This window comes from Microbacterium sp. NPDC058062 (assembly GCF_042885375.1).
GTDB classification, from domain to species: Bacteria; Actinomycetota; Actinomycetes; order Actinomycetales; family Microbacteriaceae; genus Microbacterium; species Microbacterium trichothecenolyticum_C.
This window is the reverse complement of the sequence record NZ_JBHVSC010000001.1, coordinates 820,843-846,226: the sequence shown is the minus strand read 5'-3', so window position 1 is coordinate 846,226 and position 25,384 is coordinate 820,843. Positions and strand designations below refer to the sequence as shown.

Sequence of the window (25,384 nt, the reverse complement as noted above, 5' to 3'; positions counted from 1 at the left end):
GACCTCCGGCAGGCGCCCGTCGTTCTAGGCTCGTGTCATGCGCGCCACCGTCATCCACGCCGCCCGCGACATCCGCGTTGAGAACGTCCCCGACCCCGTGCTGTCCACCGGCGCCGACGCGATCGTGCGCGTCGTGGCCGCCTGCGTGTGCGGCTCGGACCTCTGGCCGTACCGCGGCGTCACGCCCACGCACGAACCGCACCGCATCGGCCACGAGTTCGTCGGCATCGTCGAGGAGGTGGGCGCCGAGGTCGAGGTCGTGCGCCCCGGTGACTTCGTGATCGCGCCGTTCTACGTGTGCGACGGCACCTGCGCGAACTGCCGCAACGGCGTGAGCACGTCGTGCCTCAACGGCGGGTGGTGGGGCTCCGACGACCGCTTCGGCGGCTTCGCCGACGGCGGTCAGGGGGAGCGCGTGCGCGTCCCGCTCGCCGACGGCACCCTCGCCGTCGTTCCCGGCCCCGTGGCCGATGCAGAGGTCCCGGGCCTGCTGACCCTCAGCGACGTCATGGGCACAGGCCACCACGCCGCGGTCTCCGCAGGCGTCGGTCCGGGTGATTCCGTCGCCGTCGTGGGCGACGGCGCGGTCGGTCTGTGCGCGATCATCGCGGCCAAGCGCCTCGGAGCCACCACGATCATCGCGATGTCGCGGCACCCGCAGCGCCAGGCGCTGGCGCGCGAGTTCGGCGCGACGCACATCGTGGAGGAGCGGGGCGACGCCGGCATCGAGGCCGTGCGCGCGCTCACCGGCGGCATCGGCGCCGACCGCGTGCTCGAGTGCGTCGGCACCAAGGAGTCGATGGACCAGGCGCTGCGCTCGACGCGCCCCGGCGGGATGGTCGGCTATGTGGGCGTGCCCAACGGCGGACCCGAGCTGCCGGTGCGGCAGATGTTCAACCGCAACGTGGGCGTCAACGGCGGCGTCGCGCCGGTGCGCGGATACATCGAAGAGCTGCTCCCCGACGTCCGCTCGGGTGCGATCGAGCCGGGCCGCGTGTTCGACCTCGAGCTCCCGCTCGAGGACGCCGCCGAGGCCTATGCTGCGATGGACGAGCGCCGCGCGACGAAGGTGCTGCTGCGGCCCTGAGCGCGTCGCGCGGCATGCCGGAACACCGGGCCGCGATTCACGACGCGCCCGCGCGCCTGCGTGTGGGAGGGTGTTCGTGCGGTAGAACAGCAGGAAGTCGAAGGGAACCCGGACCGTGAAGCTGATCAAGCGCATCGTCGTGGTGCTCGTCATCGCGTTCGCGGCGTTCTACCTCATCACCCGCCCGCAGGACGCGGCGAACGCGGTGCAGGGCGCGGTCGGCGCCGTCTGGGGCGCCGGTGTCGCCGTGGTCGACTTCTTGACGGCTCTCGCACAGGGCTGAGCATGTTCGATCCGCGGATCGAGAAGCACCTGATCTCGGATCAGGGAGAGCATGTCGTCGACGAGGTCCGCAAGCACTGGGCCGCCACGGTCTCGGCGGTGCTCGAGCTGTTCGGCGGCATCATCGTGCTCCTGCTCACGCTGTTCGTGCCGGCGCAGGCCTGGTGGGTGCCCGCGCTGCTCGGCGGCGCGGTGACCGTGCACGCGATCTGGCGGATCTTCGAGCAGCACACCGACCGCTTCGTCATCACCAACATGCGGGTCTTCCGCGTGCACGGCATCCTGTCGCAGCGCATCGCGACCATGCCCCTCGCGCGCATCCTCGACATCTCCGTCTACAAGCCCCTCGTCGGCCGCATGTTCGGCTACGGCCACTTCGTCTTCGAGTCCGCCGCGCAGGAGCAGGGTCTTCGCGAGATCAAGTACGTCGGCGATCCCGACCAGCGCGGGCTCACGATCCAGCGCGTGATCCAGCAGGCGGGCCTCCGCGGCGCGGCGGGGCGAGGCGACCAGTTCGCCGGGGCGCCCTTCGTCTCACCGTCGCCCCAGCCGGAGCCCGCGGCATCCATCACCGTCACGCCGGTCTCCGACGAGCGCACCTCGACCGCCCCGGTTCCCGACGTGCGGCGCGGCGCCACGACATCGGGGTGGGACTGGCTCGCCGATGCGCAGCGCCGGGAGGACGAGCGGCTGGCTCAGCTGCGCGGAGAGGCGACCGCCTCTCCGGCGCCCTTCGACCCCGACCGCACGAACACGGCGCCGATCGAGCTTCCCCGCTGATCCGGACGGGATGCTGCGGCCCCGCGTGACCGCGCATTTCAGGGCCATCGGGAACATCGCGAGCGACCCGGTCGTTCTGATACCCTGGAGCGTCACTCGTGTGGCTGTTTCGCCACGCCTGAGTGCCGGTTCGCGCCGGTGACCGGATCCGCAAGGGTCCGAGTGGCATCGCAAGAAAATCCGCTTCGCCTCGGCTCGAGGCATCCGTTCGCGCTCGCGCGGGGGAGCCGCAGAAGGCCGGAGCCCGACACACAACCCCTACAAGGACAACCCACTACATGACTACCGCAACGACCGCCCCGGCCACCAAGCAGGTCGCGATCAACGACATCGGATCTGCCGAGGACTTCCTGGCCGCGGTCGAGAAGACTCTGAAGTTCTTCAACGACGGCGACCTCATCGAGGGCACCGTGGTGAAGATCGACCGCGACGAGGTGCTCCTCGACGTCGGTTACAAGACCGAGGGCGTCATCCCCTCGCGTGAGCTTTCCATCAAGCACGACGTCGACCCCAACGAGGTCGTCAAGGTCGGCGACGAGGTCGAAGCCCTCGTTCTCCAGAAGGAGGACAAGGAAGGCCGCCTCATCCTCTCCAAGAAGCGCGCGCAGTACGAGCGTGCGTGGGGCGACGTCGAGAAGATCAAGGAGAACGACGGTGTGGTCACCGGCTCCGTGATCGAGGTCGTCAAGGGTGGTCTGATCGTCGACATCGGCCTGCGTGGCTTCCTCCCCGCTTCGCTCATCGAGCTCCGCCGCGTCCGCGACCTCACGCCGTACCTCGGCCAGGAGATCGAGGCGAAGATCCTCGAGCTCGACAAGAACCGCAACAACGTCGTGCTCTCGCGCCGCGCCCTGCTCGAGCAGACGCAGTCCGAGTCGCGCACCACGTTCCTCAACAACCTCCACAAGGGCCAGGTCCGCAAGGGCACGGTCTCGTCGATCGTCAACTTCGGTGCGTTCGTCGACCTCGGTGGCGTCGACGGTCTCGTCCACGTCTCGGAGCTCTCGTGGAAGCACATCGAGCACGCGTCCGAGGTCGTCGAGGTCGGCCAGGAGGTCACCGTCGAGATCCTCGAGGTCGACCTGGACCGCGAGCGCGTCTCGCTGTCGCTGAAGGCGACGCAGGAGGACCCGTGGCAGGTCTTCGCCCGTACCCACGCGATCGGTCAGGTCGCGCCGGGCAAGGTCACCAAGCTCGTTCCGTTCGGTGCGTTCGTGCGCGTCGCGGACGGCATCGAGGGCCTCGTGCACATCTCGGAGCTGTCGGGCAAGCACGTCGAGCTCGCCGAGCAGGTCGTGTCGGTCGGCGAAGAGGTCTTCGTCAAGATCATCGACATCGACCTCGAGCGTCGCCGCATCTCGCTCTCGCTCAAGCAGGCGAACGAGTCGGTCGACCCGAACGGCACCGAGTTCGACCCGGCCCTGTACGGCATGGTCACCGAGTACGACGAGCACGGCGAGTACAAGTACCCGGAGGGCTTCGACCCCGAGACCAACGCGTGGCTCGAAGGCTTCGACGAGCAGCGCGAGAAGTGGGAGCAGGAGTACGCTGCGGCCCACGCTCGCTGGGAGGCCCACAAGGCTGCCGTCACCAAGGCTCTCGAGGCCGAGGCGAACGCTCCCGTCGAGACCGGCTCGTCCAGCTTCTCGTCCGACAGCAGCCCTGTGGGCACGCTGGCCGACGACGAGGCACTCGCGGCTCTCCGCGAGAAGCTCTCGGGTCGTTGATCCTGAGCTGAGCCGCCTGGTTCGCTGAACCATCTGGTTCGAAAGGCCGTCACCACCGCTTCGGCGGGGGTGGCGGCCTTTCGCGTATCGCGGGCGTCGGAGGTCGCAGGTACGGTCGCCCTGTGCCCGTGATTCCTCCCGCCTCGCGATGTCTTGTGGACGACGACGGATGCCGCGGCCCCGTGCCTGCCGATGCGCCGGTCGCGCTGTGCGAGGCGCACCTCGCGGCGGCAGGGGAGTGGGCGGACGCCCAGTACGGCGTCACCGATGCGCTGCCCTCGCCGTGTCGCCTGTGCGGCTCGCGGCTGGGGGTCCGCTACCCATCGGGCTGGCTGTGCGCGGTGTGCGAGTGGCGCTACGGCGACCTGCCCGACGACGACATCGCGCCGCCGCGGGTCGACGTCGTGTACTACCTCCGCTACGACGACCGCGTGAAGATCGGGACGAGCGGGAATCCGCGGCAGCGCTTCGGCGCCATCTGGCATGACGAGCTGCTGGCGTTCGAGCGCGGCGGGCGCGCGCTCGAGCAGCGCCGGCACGTGCAGTTCGCGGCAGACCGGTTCCCGGGCACGGAGTGGTTCCGCCGCTCCGACGCGCTCACCGCGCACATCGCCGTGCTCGCCGCCGGGGTCGATGATCCGTGGCAGCTCCACGCGCGGTGGCTGAGCGAGGCGCTCGCGGCCCGCGGGTGACGCTGTACGCTCTGCGAGAACCGCGGCGGATCCTCCAGCGGCTTCCGAGGAAGCGCGCCTAGCGTGAGGGGCCACTCGCACTCGCAGACGACGGAGCAGCACATGGGATTCCTCGACCGACTGTTCGGAAGCACGGATGACGCGCGCCAGGCGCCGCCCGTCCCGCAGAACCGCTACGGCGCGCAGGGGCCGGGCATGCAGCCGCCCCGGAGCGAGGACGAGATCGCGATCGAGCGCTACCGGTACCTGCTGAAGACCGCGCCGCCCGAGACGATCGAGCAGGTGCATGCCGAGGCCTTCGCGAAGCTCACCGAGCCGCAGCGCCAGCAGGTGCTCGCCGAGCTCTCCGCCGGCCTCCCTCCGCAGGAGCAACCGCGCTCGACCGATCCGCAGGCGATGGCCCGTGCGGCGACCCGCGCCGAGTACACCAACCCCGGGTTCATGGAGCGCACGCTCGGGCCTCAGCGCCAGGGTCCCTCGTTCGGCTCGATGCTCGGGTCGTCGATCCTCGGGACGGTGGTCGGCTATGTCATCGGCTCGGCTCTGGTGAGCTCGTTCCTCGCGCCCGGTTTCGCGGACGACCAGGGCTACGAAGACGGCTCCAGCGCCGACGGCGGCTCCGGCGAGACCGGCGCCGCAGACGCCGGCGCGGACTCCGGGGCGGGGTGGGGCGGCGACCCGGGTTCGGGCTGGGGCGGCGACGCCGCGGCCGGCGACATGGGCGGAATCGGGGACTTCGGCGACTTCGGGTTCTGATCCCGCACCCGAGGATCCGACGCCGCGTTCCCGCACCCGGTGGGCGGCAGCGAGCGCGCCGTTCGGGCGCAGGGGCGCGGCATCCGTTACCGTCGCGGTATGACCGCCGCGACGCCGGGCGAGCCGGGTGCGCCTGCGGCGCGTTCCCGCACGGGCGGGACCGCGCCGGAGGGAGCCGACCGCACGCGTGGCCGCACCGCGATGCTGAACCAGCTGCTGCTGGCCGCGGTGGTGTTCGTGCTCGGCGTGCTCGTCGCGATCGGGCCGTTCGGCGGCGAGCCGGTGCTGTTCTTCCTCGGGGTCGTCCTCGTGGTGGCGGTGACGGCTGCCACCCTCGTGGTGCCCTGGGGGCGGCTGCGGTACGGGTGGGTCGCGGTGGTCCCCGCCATCGACATCGTCGCCATCACGCTCATGCAGGTCGCCGCGCCCGACACGGTGCTGGGCCTGCTGTGGATCTTCCCCGCGACGTGGCTCGCCGGCGGGTTCGGGCTGCTCGGGCTGTTCGGCGTGATCGTCGCGATCGCGGGGATCGTCAGCGTGCTCACGGCGCTCAGCGCCACCGAGGTCACGTACCGGACGTTCCTGCTGCCGCTGGTGATCGTCGCGGTCGCCGCCACCAGCCACCTCAACGCGCGCCGGTCGGATGCGCAGCGGATGCTGCTGGCCAAGCAGTCGGCGCTGCTGGCGAGCGTGCTCGCGCGCACCCGGCGCCAGGAGCAGGTCGTCACGGAGGTGCTGGACGCCGTCGACTTCGGGGTGGTGCGCATGGGGACGAGCGGCGGCGTCGCCGTCACGAACGAAGCCCACGGCAAGCTCCTGCAGGGATTCGAGCTCGACCCCGACGGCATCGAGGTGCCGGCGTTCCGTGACGACGGCACCTCGCCGCTGCCGCCCGACGAGCTCCCGCTCGAGCGCGCGCGCCGCGGAGAGGCGTTCGACGACCAGGTGGTGTGGTTCGGGGCAGAGCCCGGACCGCGCCGCGCGCTCACGATCACCGCCCGTCGCCTCATCGACCCCGACGGCGGCGACGCGGGTGCGGTGGTGGTCTCGCGCGACGTGACCGCCGAGCTCAGCGCCCTTCGCGCGCGCGACGACCTCGTGGCCTCGGTGTCGCACGAGCTGCGGACCCCGCTCACCTCGATCCTCGGCTACCTCGACCTCGCGATCGAGGATCCCGACACCCCCGACGCAGTGCGCGCCAGCCTCGACGTGGCCGAGCGCAACGCCGAGCGCCTGCTGCGCATCGTCGCCGACATCCTCGCGGCGTCGAGCTCGTCGCCGTCGTCGGTCGAGGCATCCCTCGCCCCTCAGCTCCTCGACGCGCGCGACCTCATGCGCGGCGCCGCGGCCGACGCCCTCCCGCGGGCCGCGGCACGGGCGATCACGATCGACGAGACGGGCCTCGAGCCCGCGACCGCGTGGGCCGACCCGCTGCGCCTGCGCCAGGTCGTCGACAACCTCGTGTCGAACGCCATCGCCTACAACAAGGACGGCGGCACGGTGTTCGTCGGCACGACGACGGACGGCACATCGAGCTGGATCCTGGTGCGCGACACCGGCGTCGGCATCTCTGACGCCGACCGGTCGCGGCTCTTCCAGCGCTACTACAAGGCGGGCGGCGAGCGCAGATCGGGCACCGGCCTCGGCCTCGCCATCACCCGTGACATCGTGCGCGCGCACGGCGGCGAGCTCGCGCTGCACAGCGCGCCCGGCGTCGGGTCGACCTTCATCGTGAAGCTGCCCGCCATCGGCCCGGAAGGAGAAGAACGATGACCCTCGATCTGGCGAGCGTGCTCATCATGACCGCTCTGGTCGTCAACGTCAGCGGCGTGCTGTTCATCCTCGAGACGCTGCTGCGACGGGACGAGGGCGCGGGGCGCATCTGGTCGATCGCGTTCCTCGCGGCGATGCTCACCACCCTCGCGTACACGATCTGGGTGCAGTCGGAGGGCGCGTGGTGGGCCATCGCCGTCGGCAACGCGGCCTTCGTCGCGGGCACCGGCTGCATGTGGCTGGGATGCCGCCGCTTCAACCGCCGCGACATGCGCTGGTCCTCGATCCTGGTCGCCGTGGCGGTGGCCGCCGCGGCCACGGCGGTCGCGATCGAGGGGGAGGCCGGCGGCGACTGGGCCGGTGCGCTGTGGATGTTCGTCCCACTTCTCTGCTTCGCCGGCGCGGGGGCCGTGGAGTGCCTCCGCGGCGACATGCGGGAGTCGCGCACGGCGTGGGTGCTCGGGGCGGTCCTCGGATTCCAGTCGCTGTACTACGTGTCGCGCACGACGGCGTTCGTGACCTCGGGCCCCGACAGCGCCCTGTTCCAGGCCGCGTTCGGCACGATCAGCACGAGCTACCTCACGGTGACGCTCACGATCGTCGCGGTCGTCGTGACCTCGGTCCTGCGGGCGAGCCGCGCGCCGATGCGCGGCTACCTGCGCGAGACACAGGCCGTGGACGAGGAGCAGGGCATCCTCACCGAGGGCTCCTTCGCCGTCGTGCTCGAGGGCATGTGCCGGCGCGCCGAGCGCCGGTTCGAGCCGATCGCCGTGACCGCGGTGCGCCTGGACGACCTCGATCAGATCTCCACGGCGTTCGGCAGCGATGTCGCGGGGGCGCTGGCGGCGACGTGGCGCACCGGTGTGCGCCACCACGCGCCGACGAACGCCGTCGTGGGGCAGGACGGCCACACCGGGCTCGTCGTCGGGCTCGCGGTGGCGTCCTCGCAGGAGGCGCGCCGGCAGGCCGGCGCGATCTACCGCGGCCTCTTCGACGACCTGGGGAAGGTCGGCGGGGGAGTGATCCCCGTGGTCGGCGTCGGCGTCGCGCTGAGCGAGACGGCGGGCTACGACCCCGCTGAGCTCATGCGCGTCGCCCGCGAGGCGGCGAGCCGTGCGGCCGCGAACGTGGAGACCTCGGTGCTCGTCGACGAGGGCGAGTAGCGGCATCCGTCCGCCGCTGCGGAGCCTCCGTCAGGCGGTGAGCCGGTAGCCGACTCCGCGCACGGTCTCGATCCACCGCGGCTGCGCGGGCGACTCGCCGAGCTTGCGGCGAAGGTTCGCCATGTGCACCTCGATCGCCCGGGCGTCGCTGTCGGAGACGAAGTCGCTGACGGCGTACTGGTCGCCGCGGAGCATGAGGGCGAGATCGGACTTCGCACGCACGCGCCGGCCGGCCACGAGCAGGTCGGCGAGGATGTCGAACTCGCTGCGCGTCAGCTCGACGTCGTGCTCGTCGACGGTGACGAGGTGCGTCGAGGCGTTCAGGCGCAGCCCGTGGTGCTCGAGCCAGACACCGTCGGGCGGCCCGTTCTCGCTCACGGCGTCGACGTCGGCGGGTGCCACATGCCGCGGCCGGCGCAGCATGGCGTCGATGCGGGCGCGCAGCTCGCGCGGACGGAACGGCTTGGCGACGTAGTCGTCGGCGCCGGCCTCCAGACCCTGGAGCGCGTCGATCTCCTCGGTGCGGGCGCTGAGCATCACGATGTACGTGGAGCTGATGGCCCGGATGCGCTTGGCGGTCTCGAACCCGTCCATCCCGGGCATGTTCACGTCGAGCGTGGTCACGAGCGGCCGGTGCTCGCGGACGAGTTCGACGCCGTCCGCGCCGTTGGCCGCGCCGTGCACCTCGAAGCCCGCCTGGGCGAGCACGGTCGACAGGAGAGAACGGATGTCCGCTTCATCCTCGATCACGACCGCGACGCGCGCTTCTTCCACCGATGCACCCTCCGGGTCCGGTGCTGTCGACGGACCCTGGACGTCGGTCATGATATCCCAGAACGCGCTCCGGAACGGGTGCGGCAGGCCGTCGATCACGGGACGCGACCGTACGCGGGACGGGCCAGGGAGCTGTGCTCGCGTGCGTCCGCCACCCCGCCGGTCCGGCGGGCCGCGCGTAGGGCGGGAGCTATCCCCATATCCCGCCCTGCGCGCGTCCTCCGTGCACGGACCTGAGCCGCTGTCGTCCCCACGCGCGCGGCCTGTCCGTACCTCAGGATGATCGGGCTGGTGCAGCGGGGCGGAGTAAGGTCGGTCGCCACGATGTCGCGTCCGGCGCTCATCTCCCGCCCTCCCCAGTGCCACACGGGTTGATCTGTCCTTCGGGTGCCCCGAGGCTACCTCCGGTGCCTCAACGCCTGCTCAGGCCCGCCTCAGGAACCGCGCAGGCTTGCGGGCGCCCGCGACACTCCGCTCCGGCGCGGCGTGGCATGCTCGAACCATGCCGCTCGTCGCCCTCACCGGAGGCATCGCCTCCGGAAAGTCCACGATCGCCCGTCGCCTGGCCGAGCACGGCGCGGTCGTCGTCGACGCGGATCAGCTGGTCCGCGAGGTGCAGCAGCCCGGCTCGCCCGTGCTGGCCGCGATCGCCGAGACCTTCGGGGAACGGATGCTGCGCCCCGACGGATCCCTGGACCGCGCCGCCCTCGGCGGCCGGGTGTTCGGCGACGACGCGGCGATCGCGAAGCTCAACCGGATCGTCCACCCCGCCGTCCGCGCTGAGTCCGCGCGTCGCTTCGAGGAGGCGTTCGCCGCGGATCCCGACGCTGTCGTGGTCTACGACGTGCCGCTCCTCGTCGAGGCGCGCGTCGACGACCCCTGGCAGCTCATCGTGGTCGCGCACGCGCCCGAGGACGTCCGCCTCCGGCGCCTCGTCGAACTGCGCGGCATGACCGAAGCCGACGCGAGCGCCCGGCTCGCGTCGCAGGTGCCCGACGAGGCCCGCCTGCGGATCGCCGATGTCGTCATCGACACCGCGGGCTCGCTCGAGAGCACCCTGCGCCAGGTCGACGCGCTGTGGGAGTCGATCGACGCGCACATCGCGCAGCGCGCCGCACGCTCGTAGTCTGGAGAAGGATCGAGGAGGTTCCGATGGCCGTGTTCTCGAGGTTCCGCCGTCGTCGCAAGTCGCCGTACGGTGCGACGACCGAGGAGGAGCGCATCGCGCGGTACGTCTATCTCCTCAACACCCTGCCCGCGTCCGTGATCGAGAGCGCCCACGCGTCGGCCTTCGCCGACCTGCCGCCGGAGCGCCGGCGCGAGATGTTCGAGCAGCTGCGGCCGTTCCTCGCGGACTCGGAGCGCGACGCGGCCGCGGAGGACCCGACCGTGATCGCACGGCTCGTCCGCCGTGCCGAGGAGCACAAGGCGCGCCGCGCCGAGAGCAGCGGAGCGGATGCTGCGACCCAGGCCGCGGCCGACCCTGCGCGCACGGCGGTCGGGGCCCTCGACCGCGACCCGCGCGACGACGTCGACGTGCGCTCGATGCTCGTGAACGCGGGCGCGCTGACCATCGTGGCGAACCAGTTCCTGCTGTCGAGCTCGGTGGCCGCGTACTACACGGTCGGCGCCGGGTCCCTGCAGCTGGGTGACAGCCCGGCGTGGATCGGCGACACGTACGACCCCGGCTCGGGCGGGTTCGACGGCGGTGGTGGCGGGTTCGACGGCGGCGGGTTCGACGGGGGCGGTTTCGGCGGCGGATACGACGCCGGTGGCTTCGGTGGAGGATTCGACGGCGGCGGGGGCTTCGGCGGCTGATTCCCGCGCGGACCGCGGGCCGAGGCATCCGCTCCTCGCGAACGCCGCCCCGATGTCGGGGGTCGCGCCTACGCTGGATTGGTGCAGACCACACGATCCGTTCGGCCGTTCGAGGTCGTGAGCGAATACGAGCCGTCGGGCGACCAGCCCCAGGCGATCGCGCAGCTGGCGGCGCGCATCAACGCCGGCGAGACCGACGTCGTGCTGCTCGGCGCGACCGGTACCGGCAAGTCGGCGACCACTGCCTGGCTCGTCGAGGCCGTGCAGCGCCCCACCCTCGTGCTCGCGCACAACAAGACCCTGGCCGCACAGCTGGCGAACGAGTTCCGCGAGCTCATGCCGCACAACGCGGTGGAGTACTTCGTCAGCTACTACGACTACTACCAGCCCGAGGCCTACGTCCCGCAGACCGACACCTTCATCGAGAAGGACTCGTCGGTCAACGCCGAAGTCGAGCGGCTTCGCCACTCGACGACGAACTCCCTGCTCAGCCGCCGCGATGTGATCGTGGTGAGCACGGTGTCGTGCATCTACGGCCTCGGGGCGCCCGACGAGTACCTGCGCGCGATGGTGGCGCTGCAGGTGGGCGAGGTCTACGACCGCGACGCCCTTATCCGCAAGTTCATCGCGATGCAGTACAACCGCAACGACGTGGACTTCTCGCGCGGCAACTTCCGCGTGCGGGGCGACACCATCGAGATCATCCCGGTCTACGAGGAGTACGCGATCCGCATCGAGATGTTCGGCGACGAGATCGAGGCGCTGTTCATGCTCCACCCCCTCACGGGCGATGTGGTGCAGCGGCTCGACAGCGTGCCGATCTTCCCGGCCTCGCACTACGTCGCCGGCACCGAGACGGTGCAGCGCGCGATCGGCACGATCGAGGACGAGCTCGCCGAGCGGCTGAAAGAGCTCGAGTCGCAGAACAAGCTGCTCGAGGCGCAGCGCCTGCGCATGCGCACCACGTTCGACCTCGAGATGCTGCAGCAGCTCGGGTTCTGCTCGGGCATCGAGAACTACTCGCGCCACATGGACGGGCGCGAGCCGGGCGAGCCGCCGCACACCCTGCTCGACTTCTTCCCCGACGACTTCCTCATGGTGATCGACGAGTCGCACGTCACCGTCCCGCAGATCGGGGCGATGTACGAGGGGGACGCCTCGCGCAAGCGCACCCTCGTCGAGCACGGGTTCCGCCTGCCGAGCGCGCTCGACAACCGGCCGCTGCGGTGGGACGAGTTCAAGGACCGCGTCGGTCAGACGGTCTACCTGTCGGCGACGCCCGGCCGGTACGAGATGGGCATCGCCGACGGCGTGGTCGAGCAGATCATTCGCCCGACGGGCCTGGTCGACCCCGAGATCGTCGTGAAGCCGTCGAAGGGCCAGATCGACGACCTGCTCGAAGAGATCCGCCTCCGCGTCGAGCGCGACGAGCGCGTGCTCGTCACGACGCTCACGAAGAAGATGGCGGAAGAGCTCACCGACTTCCTCGGCGAGCACGGCGTGCGCGTGCGCTACCTGCACTCCGACGTCGACACGCTGCGCCGCGTGGAGCTGCTCAGCGAGCTGAGAGCGGGCGTCTACGACGTGCTGGTCGGCATCAACCTGCTGCGTGAGGGCCTCGACCTGCCAGAGGTCTCGCTCGTGTCGATCCTCGACGCCGACAAGGAGGGGTTCCTCCGCAGCGGCACCTCGCTCATCCAGACGATCGGTCGCGCGGCCCGCAACGTCTCGGGTCAGGTGCACATGTACGCCGACACGGTGACCGACTCGATGGCGAAGGCCATCGAAGAGACCGATCGTCGTCGCGAGAAGCAGATCGCCTACAACACCGCCAATGGCATCGAACCGCAGGCGCTGCGCAAGCGCATCGCCGACATCACCGAGGTGCTCGCGCGCGAGGCGTCCGACACGGATCGGATGCTGCGGGGCAAGGCCGCGGCGAAGACCAAGTCCGGCATGGGCAAGAGCCCGACCCCGCAGCTGCGGCGCGAGGGCATCGCGGCCGAGGGGGCGGAGCAGCTCGAGGCGACCATCGCGGATCTCAGCCAGCAGATGCTCGCCGCGGCCGGGGAGCTGAAGTTCGAGCTGGCCGCGCGGCTGCGCGACGAGGTGCAGGACCTCAAGAAGGAGCTGCGCGCCATGGAGCGCGCAGGCCACGCCTGACCCTTCGATGTCGCCCAGGGGCCATCAGGGGTTACGGGCAGTGCATGAGGGGCTTGGGCCCCGAGCGGTCGAACGTGTGCTGGGAGATGGGCGCGCCGCAGAGCGGGCACGCGCGCTCGGCCCGTTCCGCCTGGCTCGGCGGGGGAGTCGTCTCGTAGGGGCCGACGGCGGCGGGACCGGCGACGCGGATGAGGTTCGTATTGAGGAACGCGTACCAGCCCCCGGCTTCGCGCACGCGCTCGCGGAGCGGACGACGGTCGGGGGTGGGGGCATCCGTGTCTGGCATGTTCCTTAGTGTACTAATGATTAGTGGGCGATAGGATCATTTCGTGACCGATGCCGAAATCGACCCCGACGACCTGCTCAAGCTCGACAACCAGGTGTGCTTCGCGCTGGTGACCGCGGCGCGCAACGTCGTCGGGCTGTACCGGCCGATCCTCGAGCCGCTCGGCCTCACGCATCCGCAGTATCTCGTGATGCTCGCGCTCTGGGAGCGGTCGCCCCGCTCGCTGCGCGAGCTCGCCGCCGAGCTCGCGCTGGAGCCGGCGACGCTGTCGCCCCTGGTGAAGCGCCTCGAGGCGCAGCACCTGGTCACCCGCTCGCGGCGCGACGACGACGAGCGGGTGCTCGACGTCCGCCTCACGGAGGCCGGCCGGCGTCTGCGCGCGCAGGCGCTGGAGGTTCCCGGCAAGGTGATGGCGAGCGTGGGGACGGATGCCGCGGCGCTTCTGGCGCTCCGCGACGCACTGCAGCCCTTCGCCGGCGCCCGCTGATCAGGGCCGCTCGGCACCGCGTCTTCGCCCACGGCGAACGGCTCCCAGCCCCCGTGTCGGAGGCCCCACCTAGACTTGTCGGGTGCCCATCGTCCCTGTCGCCCTGCCCGCAAACATGCCCGGAAACTCCGTCGGCGGTAGCAGCGGAAAGCTCAGCGTCCGCGGTGCCCGCGTGCACAACCTCAAGGATGTCGACCTCGACATCCCGCGCGATTCGCTCGTGGTCTTCACCGGCCTCTCCGGCTCGGGCAAGTCGAGCCTGGCGTTCGACACGATCTTCGCCGAGGGCCAGCGCCGCTACGTCGAGTCGCTGAGCGCGTACGCGCGGCAGTTCCTGGGGCAGGTCGACCGTCCCGACGTCGACTTCATCGAGGGCCTGAGCCCCGCCGTCTCGATCGACCAGAAGTCCACGAACCGCAACCCGCGGTCGACGGTCGGCACGATCACCGAGATCCACGACTACATGCGTCTGCTGTGGGCGCGCATCGGCGTGCCCCACTGTCCCGACTGCGGGGCCGTCATCCAGCGCCAGACGGTGCAGCAGATCGCCGACCAGCTCATGGAGCTGCCCGAGCGCACGCGCTACCAGATCGTCGCCCCCGTCGTCTCGCAGAAGAAGGGCGAGTTCGTCGACCTCTTCAAGGAGCTCGGCGCGAAGGGCTACGCCCGGGCCATCGTCGACGGCGAGCTGATCCAGCTCGCCGAGCCGCCGGCGCTCAAGAAGAGCTACAAGCACGACATCGCGGTCGTGGTCGACCGTCTCGTCGCGGCTCCCGGCATCCTGGACCGCGTCACCGACTCCGTCGAGACCGCGCTGTCACTCGCGGGCGGCGTCGTGCAGGTCAACTTCGTCGATGAAGAGGGGGATGCCGCGTGGCAGTCCTTCTCCGAGAAGCTCGCGTGCCCGAACGGCCACCCGCTGCAGCTCACCGAGATCGAGCCCCGCACCTTCTCGTTCAACGCGCCGTTCGGTGCGTGCCCCGCGTGCTCGGGCCTCGGGACGCGCATGTCGGTCGACGTCGAGCTCATGCTGGGCGACGAGGACCTCTCGATCCGCGAGGGCGTCCTCATCCCCTGGACGACGCAGGGCAAGGGCCTCTTCCAGTACTACGAGCGCCTGCTCGAAGGACTCGCGGCCGACCTGGCCTTCTCGCTCGACACGCCGTGGAAGCGCCTCCCGTCCGAGGTGCGCGAGGCGGTGCTGCGCGGTGAGAACTATAAGGTCACGGTCAAGTGGAAGAACCGCTACGGCCGCGAGATGCGCTACTCGTCGGGCTTCGAGGGCGTCGTGCCCTACATCGAGCGGCAGTACACGCAGGCCGAGTCCGACACGCAGCGGCAGCGCTGGTCGGAGTACCTCCGCGAGGTGCCGTGCCCGGTGTGCGACGGCGCCCGGCTCAAGCCCGAGGTGCTGGCCGTGCAGGTGCACGGGCACTCCATCGCGGATGCCTCGCGCCTGAGCCTGGGCGAGGCGCGGGAGTACTTCGCGAAGCTGACACTCACCGAGCGCGAGGCGACGATCGCCGCGCAGGTGCTGCGCGAGATCCGCCTCCGGCTGGACTTCCTGATCCGCGTCGGCCTCGACTACCTGAGCCTGAGCCGCGCCGCGGCGACGCTCTCGGGAGGGGAGGCGCAGCGCATCCGGCTCGCGACCCAGATCGGCTCGGGCCTCACCGGCGTGCTGTACGTGCTCGACGAGCCGTCGATCGGCCTCCACCAGCGCGACAACCGCCGCCTCATCGAGACCCTCGTGGCGCTGCGCGACCTCGGCAACACGCTCATCGTCGTCGAGCACGACGAGGAGACGATCCACGCCGCGGACTGGGTGGTCGACATCGGCCCCGGTGCGGGCGTCAACGGCGGTGAGGTCGTGCACTCCGGCCCGATCGGCGAGCTCCTCGCCGACCCCGACTCGATCACCGGCGATTACCTGTCGGGCCGCCGCTCCATCCCCACCCCGAAGAAGCGCCGCAAGATCGACAAGAAGCGTCAGGTGTCGGTCGTCGGCGCACGGGAGAACAACCTCAAGAACGTGACGGTCGACTTCCCGCTCGGCGTGCTCACCGCGGTCACCGGAGTCAGCGGCTCGGGCAAGTCCTCGCTGGTCAACGGCATCCTGTATCAGGTCCTCGCGACGCGTCTCAACGGCGCCCGCCGGGTCGCCGGCAAGCACACCCGCGTGACCGGGCTCGACAACCTCGACAAGGTCGTGCACGTCGACCAGGCGCCGATCGGCCGCACGCCGCGGTCGAACCCGGCGACCTACACCGGCGTGTTCGACCGCATCCGCACGCTGTTCAGCGAGACCCCCGAGGCCAAGGTGCGCGGCTACCAGCCGGGGCGCTTCAGCTTCAACGTCAAGGGCGGCCGCTGCGAGGCGTGCTCGGGCGACGGCACGATCAAGATCGAGATGAACTTCCTGCCCGACGTCTACGTCGACTGCGAGGTCTGCCACGGCAAGCGGTACAACCGCGACACCCTCGCGGTGCACTACAAGGGCAAGAACATCGCCGAGGTGCTCGAGATGCCGATCGCCGAGGCGGCGGAGTTCTTCGAGCCGATCCAGGCGATCCACCGCTACCTGAAGACGCTCGTCGACGTGGGGCTCGGGTACGTGCGACTCGGCCAGTCCGCGACGACGCTCTCGGGCGGCGAGGCGCAGCGCGTGAAGCTCGCCACCGAGCTGCAGCGGCGCACGAACGGCCGCTCGATCTACGTGCTCGACGAGCCGACGACGGGTCTGCACTTCGAGGACGTGCGCAAGCTCCTCGAGGTGCTCAACGGACTCGTCGACAAGGGCAACACGGTCATCGTGATCGAGCACAACCTCGACGTCATCAAGTCCTCGGACTGGGTGATCGATCTCGGTCCCGAGGGCGGCTCGGGCGGCGGCCAGGTGATCGCGACGGGCACGCCCGAGCAGGTCGCGCGCGCCGAGGGCAGCCACACCGGTGCGTTCCTCGCCGAGGTGCTGGGGCTTCGCGCCCCGACGCACGCGGTCACCGAGCTCGTCGAGGCCCGCAAGGCCGGCTGAGCCGCATGGCGCGCTCCGCTCCCACCGTCCCGTACAAGCCGCAGCCGGGCGAGATCCCGACGAATCCCGGGGTCTACCGCTTCCGCGACCGCGACGGACGCGTGCTGTACGTCGGCAAGGCGAAGAACCTCCGCGCCCGGCTGTCGAACTACTTCGCGCCCCTGCACACGCTCCACGAGCGCACGCGGCGCATGGTGATGACCGCGGCATCCGTCGAATGGACCGTCGTCGCGACCGACGTCGACTCGCTGCAGCTCGAATACCAGTGGATCAAGGAGTTCGATCCGCCGTTCAACGTCCGCTACAAGGACGACAAGTCGTACCCGTTCATGGCGATCACGCTCGCCGACGAGGCACCGCGTGTCATCGTGACGCGCAACCGCCGCATCCCGGGAGCGAAGTACTTCGGCCCGTACCCGAAGGTGTGGGCGGTGCACGACACGATCGACCTGATGATCAAGGTGTTCCCGATCCGCACCTGCAGCGATTCGTCGTACAAGAAGGCGATGGCCACCGGGAGGCCGTGCTTCCCGGGGCAGATCGGGCGCTGCGGCGGGCCGTGCTCGATGAAGGTCACCATCGAGGAGCACCGGGCGATCGTCGACGACTTCATCGCGTTCATGTCCGGGGGCGATCAGCGCTTCACCCGAGAGCTCACCGCGCGCATGCGTGAGGCGTCCGCCGCCATGGATTATGAGGCGGCCGCCGTCTACCGCGACCGGCTGCAGTCGATCGACGCCGTGCTGAACCGCAGCGCGCTCGTGCTCGCCGCCGACACCGACGCCGACCTCTTCGGCATCGCCGAGGACGAGCTGGCCGCCACGGTGCAGCATTTCGTGATCCGGGGCGGCCGCGTGCGCGGTGTGCGGGCGACGACGATCGAGAAGGAGCTCGACATCACCGGCGGCGAGCTCGTCGACCAGGTGCTGCAGCGGACGTACGGCAACGCCGCGGGCGCCGACATCCCGAAGCAGGTGCTCGTGCCGGCGATGCCCGACGACGCCGCCGACCTCGAGGAGTGGCTGCGCGGGCGCCGTGGCAAGGCCGTGACGATCCAGATCGCCCAGCGTGGCCGCAAGGCCGACCTCATGCGCACGGCCACGCTCAACGCCCAGCAGGCGCTGATGCTCCACAAGACCCGCCGTACGAGCGACTACGTCGCCCGCAGCCAGGCGCTCACCGATCTGCAGGAAGCCCTCGACCTCGTCGAGGCGCCGCTGCGCATCGAGTGCTTCGACGTGTCGCACCTGAGCGGCACGAACGTCGTGGCATCGATGGTCGTCTTCGAAGACGGCCTGCCCCGCAAGGACCAGTACCGCTCGTTCGGCGTCGCCGAGACCACCGACGACACCGACTCGCTCTACCAGGTGCTCACGCGCCGTCTCGCGTACCTCGATCGTCCGGAGGAGAACGAGCCGGACGCCGCGCCCGACCCGACTGCGGACGGCGAGGTCGTGACCGAGCGGCGCCGCCCGCGCTTCGCGTACCGGCCGCAGCTGCTGGTGGTCGACGGCGGCAAGCCGCAGGTCGAGGCCGCGGCGCGGGCGCTCCGGGATGCCGGCCACGAGGAGATCGCGCTGTGCGGCATCGCGAAGCGCCTGGAGGAGGTGTGGCTGCCGGGGGAGGAGTACCCCGTCATCCTGCCGCGCACGTCGGAGGCGCTCTACCTCCTGCAGCGGCTGCGCGACGAGGCCCACCGCTTCGCGATCACGCATCAGCGCAAGCGCCGCCGCCGCGACATCCAGAGCGTGCTGGCGGAGGTGCCGGGCCTCGGCGAGGCGCGTATCAAGGCGCTGCTGCGCCACTTCGGGTCGGTGTCGGCGCTGAAGAAGGCGACACCGGAGGAGATCGCCGAGCTTCCGGGCGTCGGCCCCAAGCTCGCGTCGGCCATCCACACCCACCTCGCCCAGCCGGCCGCCGCCCTTTCCGACGCGTCATAGCGCACGTCGCGCCGACGGGCGGTCGTCCGGTATGACTAGGCTTGTCGGGACGGGGGTGGTCATGGGCGAGGCGACGCGTCAGGACGTCGGAGAAGTGCTGATCGTCACGGGGATGTCGGGCGCCGGACGCTCCACCGCGGCGAACGCGCTGGAGGATCTCGACTGGTACGTCGTCGACAACCTCCCCCCGCAGATGCTCAAGCCGCTGCTCGACCTCACCGAGCTCGCCGGGGGAGTGCTGCCCCGGGTCGCCGTGGTGGTCGACGTGCGCGGCCGGGACCTCTTCTCGGACCTCCCCGACGCGATGCGCGCGCTCCGCGAGCGCCGCCAGATCCGGGTGCTGTTCCTGGATGCCTCGAACGAGGTGCTCGTGCGGCGTTTCGAGGCCGTGCGGCGCCCGCATCCGCTGCAGGGCGACGGCACGATCCTCGACGGCATCCGTCGCGAGCGCGTGCGCCTCGCGGCCGTCCGGGAGAGCGCCGACGTCATCATCGACACGTCGTCGTACAACATCCACCAGCTGGCCACCAAGGTCGCCGACCTCTTCAGCGAGGAGGGCGCGGCCCGGCACACGATGACGCTCCAGAGCTTCGGCTTCAAGTACGGGCTGCCGCCGGACGCCGACATCGTGGCCGACATGCGGTTCCTCCCGAACCCGTTCTGGGACGAGCGGCTCCGCCCGTTCACGGGGGAGGACGAGGAGGTCCGCAAGTACGTCCTCGGCCAGGAGGGCGCGGAAGAGTTCCTCGACGCGTACAGCGCCGCGCTGCGTCCGGTGCTCGAGGGGTACCAGCGTGAGAACAAGAGCCATTCGGTCGTCGCGATCGGCTGCACCGGCGGGAAGCACCGCTCGGTGGTGATGGTGCGCGAGCTCGCGCAGCGCCTCGCGAGTGTGCCCGGCGTCGCCGTCCGCGTGACGCACCGCGATCTCGGACGCGAGTGACGAGCCCGCCCGGCCGGAGCGGCCGGGTAGGCTTGACGGTCGTTCCCGCAAGACCCATGAAGGAGACCCGTGTCGCTGACCGCTGACGTGAAGGCCGAGCTGATCACCGTGCGAGACCCGCGCCCTACGGCACGGGTGGCGGAGCTCACGTCGCTGCTGCGATTCTCGGGTGGCCTGCACTCGATCGCCAACCGCGTCGCGGTCGAGGCCGAGCTGGACTCCGACATCCTCGCCCGCCGCACCGCGCGCGACCTCATGGAGCTCTACGGCGTGCGCCCCGAGCTCGTCCACGTGCAGGGCTCCGGCGCGCGCACGGGCAGCCACTACGCCGTCCGCGTGATCGAGGGCGGCGAGACGCTCGCCCGCCAGACCGGCCTCCTCGACCAGCGCCGCCGCCCCGTCCGCGGCCTCCCCAACAAGCTCACCACCGGGTCGCGCGGCGACCTCGCCGCCATCTGGCGCGGCGCGTTCCTCGCCGCCGGCACGCTCAGCGACCCGGGCCGCTCGGCCGCGCTGGAGATCACCTGCCCCTCGTCCGAGGCCGCGATGGCGCTCGTCGGCGCTGCGCACCGGCTCGGCATCGCCGGCAAGGCGCGCGAGGTGCGCGGCATCCCGCGCGTCGTCGTGCGCGAGGGCGAGGCGATCCGCGCCGCCCTGGCCGCGATGGGCGCCGTGCGCGCCGCCGCGGAGTGGGACCAGATGCGCCAGCGCCGCGAGGTGCGCGCGGGCGTCAACCGGCTCGTGAACTTCGACGACGCCAACCTGCGCCGCTCGGCGCAGGCCGCCGTCGCCGCCTGCGCGCGGGTCGAGCGCGCACTCGAGATCCTCGGCGACGAGGTGCCCGACCACCTCCGTCAGGCGGGCGACCTGCGTCTCGCGCACCGCGACGCGAGCCTGGACGAGCTCGGCCACCACGCCGACCCGCCGCTCACGAAGGACGCCGTCGCCGGCCGCATCCGCCGCCTCCTGGCGATGGCCGACAAGAAGGCCGAGGCCGAGGGGCTCCCGGGTACCGAGGCGGCCGTCCCGGCGGGCATCGAGGACTGAGATCCGTCACGGATGCTGCGGGCCGCAGCATCCGCTCTTCCACACGTCACAGTCGGAAGCAACCCGGCCGCGCGAGCGTTGCCGCTCAGTAGGATGAATCCGTCACCCTCGCTGCGCCGGGGATTTCGGCGCGCGCCGACAGGAAGAAGAGAACATGGCGAAGTACACCTTGCCCGACCTCCCTTACGACTACGCCGCACTCGAGCCGCACATCAGCGGCAAGATCATGGAGCTGCACCACAGCAAGCACCACCAGGCGTACGTGACCGGCGCGAACACCGCGCTGGAGCAGCTGGCCGAGGCGCGCGAGTCCGGCAACCTCGCGAACGTGAACAAGCTCGAGAAGGACCTCGCGTTCCACCTCGGCGGTCACGTCAACCACTCGATCTTCTGGACCAACCTGTCGCCCGAGGGCGGCGGCGAGCCCGAGGGCGAGCTGCGCGCGGCCATCGACGAGTTCTTCGGCGGCTTCGACAAGTTCCAGGCGCACTTCACCGCCGCGGCCAACGGGATCCAGGGTTCCGGCTGGGCCGTCCTCAGCTGGGACCCGATCGGCGAGCAGCTCATCATCCAGCAGCTGTTCGACCAGCAGGGCAACACCGCGCAGGGCACGATCCCGATCTTCCAGCTCGACATGTGGGAGCACGCCTTCTACCTCGACTACCTCAACGTGAAGGCCGACTACGTCAAGGCCGTCTGGAACATCGCGAACTGGCAGAACGTCGCGCAGCGCCTCGACGCCGCCCGTCAGAAGACCTCCGGCCTCCTGGTACTGTCCTAGTTAGCGCGGCCGTCCCGGCGGGACAGCCCGCCGGGACGCCGTTGTCCTCGTTCGCATCGCAACAACCGCGCATTCGCGCACGACACATCTCAGGAGAAACTCCGTGACTGTCAAGATCGGCATCAACGGCTTCGGCCGAATCGGACGCAACTACCTCCGCGCGGCTCTCGCGCAGGGCGCGGACCTCGACATCGTGGCGGTGAACGACCTCACCGACAACAAGACGCTGGCGCACCTGCTCAAGTACGACTCGATCCTCGGCCGCCTCGACCAGGAGGTCTCGTACACCGAGGACTCGATCACGGTCGGCGACAAGACCATCAAGGTCTTCGAAGAGCGCGACCCGGCCAACCTCCCCTGGGGCGAGCTCGGCGTCGACATCGTCATCGAGTCGACCGGTCGCTTCACCAAGGCCGTCGACGCCGCGAAGCACATCGCGGGCGGCGCCAAGAAGGTCCTCATCTCCGCTCCCGCCTCCGGCGAGGACGGCACGTTCGTCATCGGTGCGAACGAGGAGACCTACGACCCCGAGACGCAGCACATCATCTCGAACGCCTCGTGCACCACGAACTGCCTCGCGCCGCTCGCCAAGGTGCTCAACGACGAGTTCGGCATCGTCAAGGGCCTCATGACCACGGTCCACGCCTACACGGCCGACCAGAACCTCCAGGACGGCCCGCACAGCGACCTGCGTCGCGCCCGCGCCGCCGCGCTGAACATCGTCCCGACCTCGACCGGTGCCGCCAAGGCCATCGGCCTGGTGCTGCCGGAGCTCAAGGGCAAGCTCGACGGCTTCGCGCTGCGCGTCCCGGTCCCCACCGGCTCGGCGACCGACCTCACGGTCGAGCTCGAGCGCGAGGTCACCGTCGACGAGATCAAGGCGGCCTACAAGGCTGCCGCCGAGGGTCCCCTCAAGGGCATCCTCAAGTACACCGAGGACGAGATCGTCTCGAGCGACATCGTCACCGACGACCACTCCTGCATCTTCGACGCCGGCCTGACCCGCGTCATCGGCAACCAGGTCAAGGTCGTCGGCTGGTACGACAACGAGTGGGGCTACTCGAACCGCCTCGTCGACCTCACCGAGATCGTCGCCTCGAAGCTCTGATCCCGATGGCTCTGCGCACCCTCAGCACGCTGGGTTCGCTGGCCGGCAAGCGTGTCATCGTCCGTGCTGACCTCAACGTCCCCCTCAAGGACGCGGTCATCACGGACGATGGCCGTGTACGGGCCACGCTCCCCACGCTCAACGCCCTGATCAACCAGGGCGCCCGCGTCATCGTCTGCTCGCACCTCGGCCGCCCCGACGGCGCTCCCGACCCGAAGTACAGCCTCGAGCCGGTCGCCCAGCGCCTCTCGGAGCTGCTCGGGAAGCCTGTCGCGTTCGCGCGCGACACGGTGGGGGAGTCGGCCCGCGAAGCGGTCGCCGCCCTCGAGGACGGCGACGTCGCGATCATCGAGAACCTCCGCTTCAACCCGGGCGAGACCGCCAAGGACGATGCGACGCGTCGCGCGTTCGCGGAGGAGCTCGCCACGCTCGGCGACGTCCTCGTCTCCGACGGGTTCGGCGTCGTGCACCGCAAGCAGGCGTCGGTCTACGACCTCGCCGAGCTCCTGCCGTCCGCGGCCGGCTTTCTCATCGAGAAGGAGGTCGACGTCCTCGACCGCCTGACCGAGAACCCCGAGCGGCCTTACACCGTCGTGCTCGGCGGCTCGAAGGTCAGCGACAAGCTGGGCGTCATCGACCACCTGCTGCCGCGCGTCGACCGCCTGCTCATCGGCGGCGGCATGCTGTTCACCTTCCTCGCGGCGCAGGGCCACAAGGTCGGCTCGAGCCTTCTCGAAGCAGACCAGCTCGACACCGTGCGCGAGTACATGCGACGTGCCGAGGAGTCGGGCGTCGAGCTCGTGCTCCCGACCGACGTCGTCGTGGCCTCGAAGTTCGGCGCCGACGCGGAGCACGTCGTGACGGCGGCCGACGGCATCGAAGACACCGCGTTCGGGGCAGCAGGCCTCGGACTCGACATCGGTCCCGACACCGCCGAGCGCTTCGCGGCGCTCGTGCGCGACTCGAAGACGGTGTTCTGGAACGGCCCGATGGGCGTGTTCGAGCTCGCGCCGTTCGCGGCGGGCACCAAGGCGGTCGCACAGGCGCTCACCGAGGTCGACGGCCTCTCGGTCGTCGGCGGCGGCGACTCCGCCGCGGCGGTCCGCCAGCTCGGATTCGCCGACGACGCCTTCGGTCACATCTCGACCGGCGGCGGCGCCAGCCTCGAGTTCCTCGAGGGCAAGAAGCTCCCCGGACTGGAGGTCCTCGGATGGCAGTGAGCAGCCGCACCCCGCTCATCGCGGGCAACTGGAAGATGAACCTCGACCACCTGCAGGCGGTCGCGTTCGTGCAGAAGCTGCATTGGACCCTGAAGGACGCCAAGCACGAGGACGGCTCGGTCGAGGTCGCGGTGTTCCCGCCCTTCACCGACCTGCGCACCGTGCAGACGCTGCTCGACGCCGACAAGATCCCGTTCGCCCTCGGCGCGCAGGACCTGTCGGCGCACGACTCGGGCGCGTACACCGGCGAGATCTCGGGCGCGTTCCTTGCCAAGCTCGACGCGAAGTACGTCATCATCGGCCACTCCGAGCGCCGGCAGTACCACGACGAGACGGACGAGGTCGTGGGCTCGAAGGTCAAGGCCGCGCTCAAGCACGGCCTCGTGCCCGTGATCTGCGTCGGCGAGACCAGCGAGGACCTGGAGAAGTTCGGCGCGAGCGCCGTGCCGGTCAGCCAGCTGTCGGTCGCGCTCGAAGGGCTGAAGGCCGACGCCGACATCGTCGTCGCCTACGAGCCCGTCTGGGCGATCGGCTCGGGCCAGGCCGCGACGCCGGAGCAGGCGCAGGACGTGTGCGCCAAGCTCCGCGAGGTCATCGGCGAGAAGCTCGGCGCGGACGCGGCAGCGCGCACGCGCGTGCTCTACGGCGGGTCGGTGAAGTCCGCGAACATCGCGAGCTTCATGCGCGAACCCGACGTGGACGGCGCCCTGGTCGGCGGTGCGAGCCTCGTCGTCGACGAGTTCGCCGCGATCATCCGCTACCAGAAGCACGTCGGGGTCTGACCCCGCGACCGGCGGGCGGTGAGGATTCCTCACCGCCCGCCGGCCTACACGTATACTTGACCCTTGTGCGATCGGCGAACGATCGCAGCGAAAGGCTTCAACGACTGTGCAGATCCTCGAGTTCGTCCTGCAGGTGCTTCTCGGCATCACGAGTCTCCTGCTGACCCTCCTCATCCTGCTCCACAAGGGGCGCGGCGGCGGCCTGTCCGACATGTTCGGCGGCGGCATGACGTCGGCCCTCGGCTCCTCGGGCCTCGCCGAGCGCAATCTCAACCGGTTCACGGTGGTCCTCGCCCTGGTGTGGTTCGCCTCGATCGTCGCGCTCGGCCTGATCACGAAGTTCCAGGCGCTCTGATGGCGACCGGAGGCAACGCGATCCGCGGCACCCGCGTCGGTGCCGGACCCATGGGCGAGCAGGACCACGGCTTCCACGCCGAGCGCGTGGCGGTCTCCTACTGGGACGCCCTCGGCAACGAGACCGTGCGCTACTTCGCGGCGGGCATCCCCGAGGAGGAGATCCCCGACACGATCGACTCGCCGCACTCCGGCCTGCCGGCCGGTCGCGACAAGGAGAACCCTCCGGCCGTCGCGAAGACCGAGCCGTACAAGACGCACCTCGCGTACGTGAAGGAGCGCCGCACCGAGGAAGAGGCCGAGACCCTCCTCGACGACGCACTGAAGCAGCTGCGCGAGCGCCGCGGCCAGGACTGAGTCGCAGACAGACAGACGAGAAGAGCGGAT

24 protein-coding genes are annotated in these 25,384 nt (G+C 70.5%); 22 read left to right on the top strand and 2 right to left on the bottom strand.

The window, feature by feature from the left end; genetic code table 11:
• The first annotated feature begins 37 nt into the window (after window positions 1–37).
• The 8 genes from ACFVSU_RS03795 (at window position 38) to ACFVSU_RS03760 (ending at window position 8,260) form a co-directional block, all read left to right on the top strand.
• On the top strand, window positions 38–1,087 hold the full coding sequence (locus ACFVSU_RS03795; protein ID WP_387138225.1) for a zinc-dependent alcohol dehydrogenase family protein: 1,050 nt from the start codon (window positions 38–40) through the stop codon (window positions 1,085–1,087).
• Window positions 1,088–1,202: 115 nt separating this feature from the next.
• Window positions 1,203–1,370 carry a hypothetical protein gene (locus tag ACFVSU_RS03790; RefSeq protein ID WP_157005503.1) on the top strand — a complete coding sequence of 56 codons (168 nt, stop codon included), beginning with the start codon at window positions 1,203–1,205 and terminating at the stop codon, window positions 1,368–1,370.
• Between the two features lie 2 nt (window positions 1,371–1,372).
• Entirely contained in the window at window positions 1,373–2,149 is a 777-nt protein-coding gene (locus ACFVSU_RS03785; protein WP_387138216.1) for a PH domain-containing protein, read from the top strand.
• A gap of 278 nt (window positions 2,150–2,427) precedes the next feature.
• A complete protein-coding gene (gene rpsA / locus ACFVSU_RS03780; RefSeq protein ID WP_310290426.1) occupies window positions 2,428–3,876 on the top strand; it encodes a 30S ribosomal protein S1 in 1,449 nt (482 codons plus the stop codon).
• 122 nt (window positions 3,877–3,998) lie between these two features.
• Window positions 3,999–4,568, top strand: a complete 570-nt coding sequence (locus ACFVSU_RS03775) for a GIY-YIG nuclease family protein (RefSeq protein WP_387138212.1) — start codon at window positions 3,999–4,001, stop codon at window positions 4,566–4,568.
• Between the two features lie 102 nt (window positions 4,569–4,670).
• On the top strand, window positions 4,671–5,324 hold the full coding sequence (locus ACFVSU_RS03770; protein ID WP_387138209.1) for a hypothetical protein: 654 nt from the start codon (window positions 4,671–4,673) through the stop codon (window positions 5,322–5,324).
• 99 nt (window positions 5,325–5,423) lie between these two features.
• Complete coding sequence (locus tag ACFVSU_RS03765; protein WP_387138206.1) at window positions 5,424–7,097, top strand: sensor histidine kinase; 1,674 nt, start codon at window positions 5,424–5,426, stop codon at window positions 7,095–7,097.
• A complete protein-coding gene (locus ACFVSU_RS03760; protein ID WP_387138203.1) occupies window positions 7,094–8,260 on the top strand; it encodes a hypothetical protein in 1,167 nt (388 codons plus the stop codon). Before ACFVSU_RS03765 ends, ACFVSU_RS03760 begins: the two co-directional genes overlap by 4 nt.
• A 30-nt stretch (window positions 8,261–8,290) precedes the next feature.
• Here ACFVSU_RS03760 and ACFVSU_RS03755 read toward each other — a convergent pair whose 3' ends face one another.
• Complete coding sequence (locus ACFVSU_RS03755; RefSeq protein ID WP_387138200.1) at window positions 8,291–9,034, bottom strand: response regulator transcription factor; 744 nt, start codon at window positions 9,032–9,034, stop codon at window positions 8,291–8,293.
• A gap of 502 nt (window positions 9,035–9,536) precedes the next feature.
• On the opposite strand from ACFVSU_RS03755, the gene coaE reads away from it, so the two are divergent.
• The 3 genes from coaE to uvrB all read left to right on the top strand — a co-directional run bounded on the left by coaE (window position 9,537) and on the right by uvrB (window position 13,015).
• A complete protein-coding gene (gene coaE / locus ACFVSU_RS03750) occupies window positions 9,537–10,160 on the top strand; it encodes a dephospho-CoA kinase (protein ID WP_387138197.1) in 624 nt (207 codons plus the stop codon).
• Window positions 10,161–10,186: 26 nt separating this feature from the next.
• Window positions 10,187–10,852 carry a hypothetical protein gene (locus ACFVSU_RS03745; RefSeq protein WP_387138193.1) on the top strand — a complete coding sequence of 222 codons (666 nt, stop codon included), beginning with the start codon at window positions 10,187–10,189 and terminating at the stop codon, window positions 10,850–10,852.
• Window positions 10,853–10,933: 81 nt separating this feature from the next.
• Window positions 10,934–13,015: an excinuclease ABC subunit UvrB gene (gene uvrB, locus ACFVSU_RS03740; protein ID WP_387138190.1), complete on the top strand. Its 2,082-nt coding sequence runs from the start codon at window positions 10,934–10,936 to the stop codon at window positions 13,013–13,015.
• A 31-nt stretch (window positions 13,016–13,046) separates the two neighbouring features.
• Here uvrB and ACFVSU_RS03735 read toward each other — a convergent pair whose 3' ends face one another.
• On the bottom strand, window positions 13,047–13,301 hold the full coding sequence (locus ACFVSU_RS03735) for a hypothetical protein (protein WP_045298856.1): 255 nt from the start codon (window positions 13,299–13,301) through the stop codon (window positions 13,047–13,049).
• A gap of 43 nt (window positions 13,302–13,344) precedes the next feature.
• Here ACFVSU_RS03735 and ACFVSU_RS03730 point away from each other — a divergent pair, with 43 nt between their 5' ends.
• The 11 genes from ACFVSU_RS03730 to ACFVSU_RS03680 all read left to right on the top strand — a co-directional run bounded on the left by ACFVSU_RS03730 (window position 13,345) and on the right by ACFVSU_RS03680 (window position 25,354).
• Window positions 13,345–13,788: a MarR family winged helix-turn-helix transcriptional regulator gene (locus tag ACFVSU_RS03730; RefSeq protein ID WP_387138186.1), complete on the top strand. Its 444-nt coding sequence runs from the start codon at window positions 13,345–13,347 to the stop codon at window positions 13,786–13,788.
• Window positions 13,789–13,870: 82 nt separating this feature from the next.
• Entirely contained in the window at window positions 13,871–16,822 is a 2,952-nt protein-coding gene (gene uvrA, locus ACFVSU_RS03725; protein ID WP_387138183.1) for an excinuclease ABC subunit UvrA, read from the top strand.
• 5 nt (window positions 16,823–16,827) lie between these two features.
• Window positions 16,828–18,762, top strand: coding sequence for an excinuclease ABC subunit UvrC (gene uvrC, locus ACFVSU_RS03720; protein ID WP_387138179.1), 1,935 nt, complete (start codon window positions 16,828–16,830; stop codon window positions 18,760–18,762).
• Between the two features lie 61 nt (window positions 18,763–18,823).
• A complete protein-coding gene (rapZ, locus tag ACFVSU_RS03715; RefSeq protein ID WP_387138176.1) occupies window positions 18,824–19,705 on the top strand; it encodes an RNase adapter RapZ in 882 nt (293 codons plus the stop codon).
• A 69-nt stretch (window positions 19,706–19,774) separates the two neighbouring features.
• The gene (gene whiA, locus ACFVSU_RS03710) at window positions 19,775–20,752 is read left to right on the top strand and encodes a DNA-binding protein WhiA (RefSeq protein WP_375872262.1); all 978 of its coding nucleotides are present in this window, start codon (window positions 19,775–19,777) and stop codon (window positions 20,750–20,752) included.
• A 154-nt stretch (window positions 20,753–20,906) separates the two neighbouring features.
• Window positions 20,907–21,533, top strand: a complete 627-nt coding sequence (locus tag ACFVSU_RS03705) for a Fe-Mn family superoxide dismutase (protein ID WP_341999834.1) — start codon at window positions 20,907–20,909, stop codon at window positions 21,531–21,533.
• A gap of 103 nt (window positions 21,534–21,636) precedes the next feature.
• Window positions 21,637–22,641 (top strand): type I glyceraldehyde-3-phosphate dehydrogenase, encoded by a 1,005-nt coding sequence (gene gap / locus ACFVSU_RS03700; RefSeq protein WP_310290460.1) that lies wholly within the window; start codon window positions 21,637–21,639, stop codon window positions 22,639–22,641.
• A 5-nt stretch (window positions 22,642–22,646) separates the two neighbouring features.
• Window positions 22,647–23,861, top strand: a complete 1,215-nt coding sequence (locus ACFVSU_RS03695) for a phosphoglycerate kinase (protein WP_387138171.1) — start codon at window positions 22,647–22,649, stop codon at window positions 23,859–23,861.
• Window positions 23,852–24,643: a triose-phosphate isomerase gene (gene tpiA / locus ACFVSU_RS03690; protein ID WP_220289374.1), complete on the top strand. Its 792-nt coding sequence runs from the start codon at window positions 23,852–23,854 to the stop codon at window positions 24,641–24,643. The genes ACFVSU_RS03695 and tpiA overlap by 10 nt, the downstream gene beginning before the upstream one ends.
• 106 nt (window positions 24,644–24,749) lie before the next feature.
• On the top strand, window positions 24,750–24,998 hold the full coding sequence (secG, locus tag ACFVSU_RS03685; RefSeq protein WP_045298839.1) for a preprotein translocase subunit SecG: 249 nt from the start codon (window positions 24,750–24,752) through the stop codon (window positions 24,996–24,998).
• Window positions 24,998–25,354, top strand: a complete 357-nt coding sequence (locus ACFVSU_RS03680; RefSeq protein WP_056367156.1) for an RNA polymerase-binding protein RbpA — start codon at window positions 24,998–25,000, stop codon at window positions 25,352–25,354. Before secG ends, ACFVSU_RS03680 begins: the two co-directional genes overlap by 1 nt.
• Window positions 25,355–25,384: the final 30 nt, after the last annotated feature.

Bases quoted from the DNA above. Each gene is read 5' to 3' on its own strand.
- ACFVSU_RS03795 (WP_387138225.1), top strand. From the start codon at position 38: ATGCGCGCCACCGTCATCCACGCCGCCCGCGACATCCGCGTTGAGAAC.
- ACFVSU_RS03785 (WP_387138216.1), top strand. From the start codon at position 1,373: ATGTTCGATCCGCGGATCGAGAAGCACCTGATCTCGGATCAGGGAGAG.
- rpsA (WP_310290426.1), top strand. From the start codon at position 2,428: ATGACTACCGCAACGACCGCCCCGGCCACCAAGCAGGTCGCGATCAAC.
- ACFVSU_RS03770 (WP_387138209.1), top strand. From the start codon at position 4,671: ATGGGATTCCTCGACCGACTGTTCGGAAGCACGGATGACGCGCGCCAG.
- ACFVSU_RS03765 (WP_387138206.1), top strand. From the start codon at position 5,424: ATGACCGCCGCGACGCCGGGCGAGCCGGGTGCGCCTGCGGCGCGTTCC.
- ACFVSU_RS03760 (WP_387138203.1), top strand. From the start codon at position 7,094: ATGACCCTCGATCTGGCGAGCGTGCTCATCATGACCGCTCTGGTCGTC.
- coaE (WP_387138197.1), top strand. From the start codon at position 9,537: ATGCCGCTCGTCGCCCTCACCGGAGGCATCGCCTCCGGAAAGTCCACG.
- ACFVSU_RS03745 (WP_387138193.1), top strand. From the start codon at position 10,187: ATGGCCGTGTTCTCGAGGTTCCGCCGTCGTCGCAAGTCGCCGTACGGT.
- ACFVSU_RS03735 (WP_045298856.1), bottom strand. From the start codon at position 13,301: ATGCCAGACACGGATGCCCCCACCCCCGACCGTCGTCCGCTCCGCGAG.
- uvrC (WP_387138179.1), top strand. From the start codon at position 16,828: ATGGCGCGCTCCGCTCCCACCGTCCCGTACAAGCCGCAGCCGGGCGAG.
- rapZ (WP_387138176.1), top strand. From the start codon at position 18,824: ATGGGCGAGGCGACGCGTCAGGACGTCGGAGAAGTGCTGATCGTCACG.
- ACFVSU_RS03705 (WP_341999834.1), top strand. From the start codon at position 20,907: ATGGCGAAGTACACCTTGCCCGACCTCCCTTACGACTACGCCGCACTC.
- ACFVSU_RS03695 (WP_387138171.1), top strand. From the start codon at position 22,647: ATGGCTCTGCGCACCCTCAGCACGCTGGGTTCGCTGGCCGGCAAGCGT.
- tpiA (WP_220289374.1), top strand. From the start codon at position 23,852: ATGGCAGTGAGCAGCCGCACCCCGCTCATCGCGGGCAACTGGAAGATG.
- ACFVSU_RS03680 (WP_056367156.1), top strand. From the start codon at position 24,998: ATGGCGACCGGAGGCAACGCGATCCGCGGCACCCGCGTCGGTGCCGGA.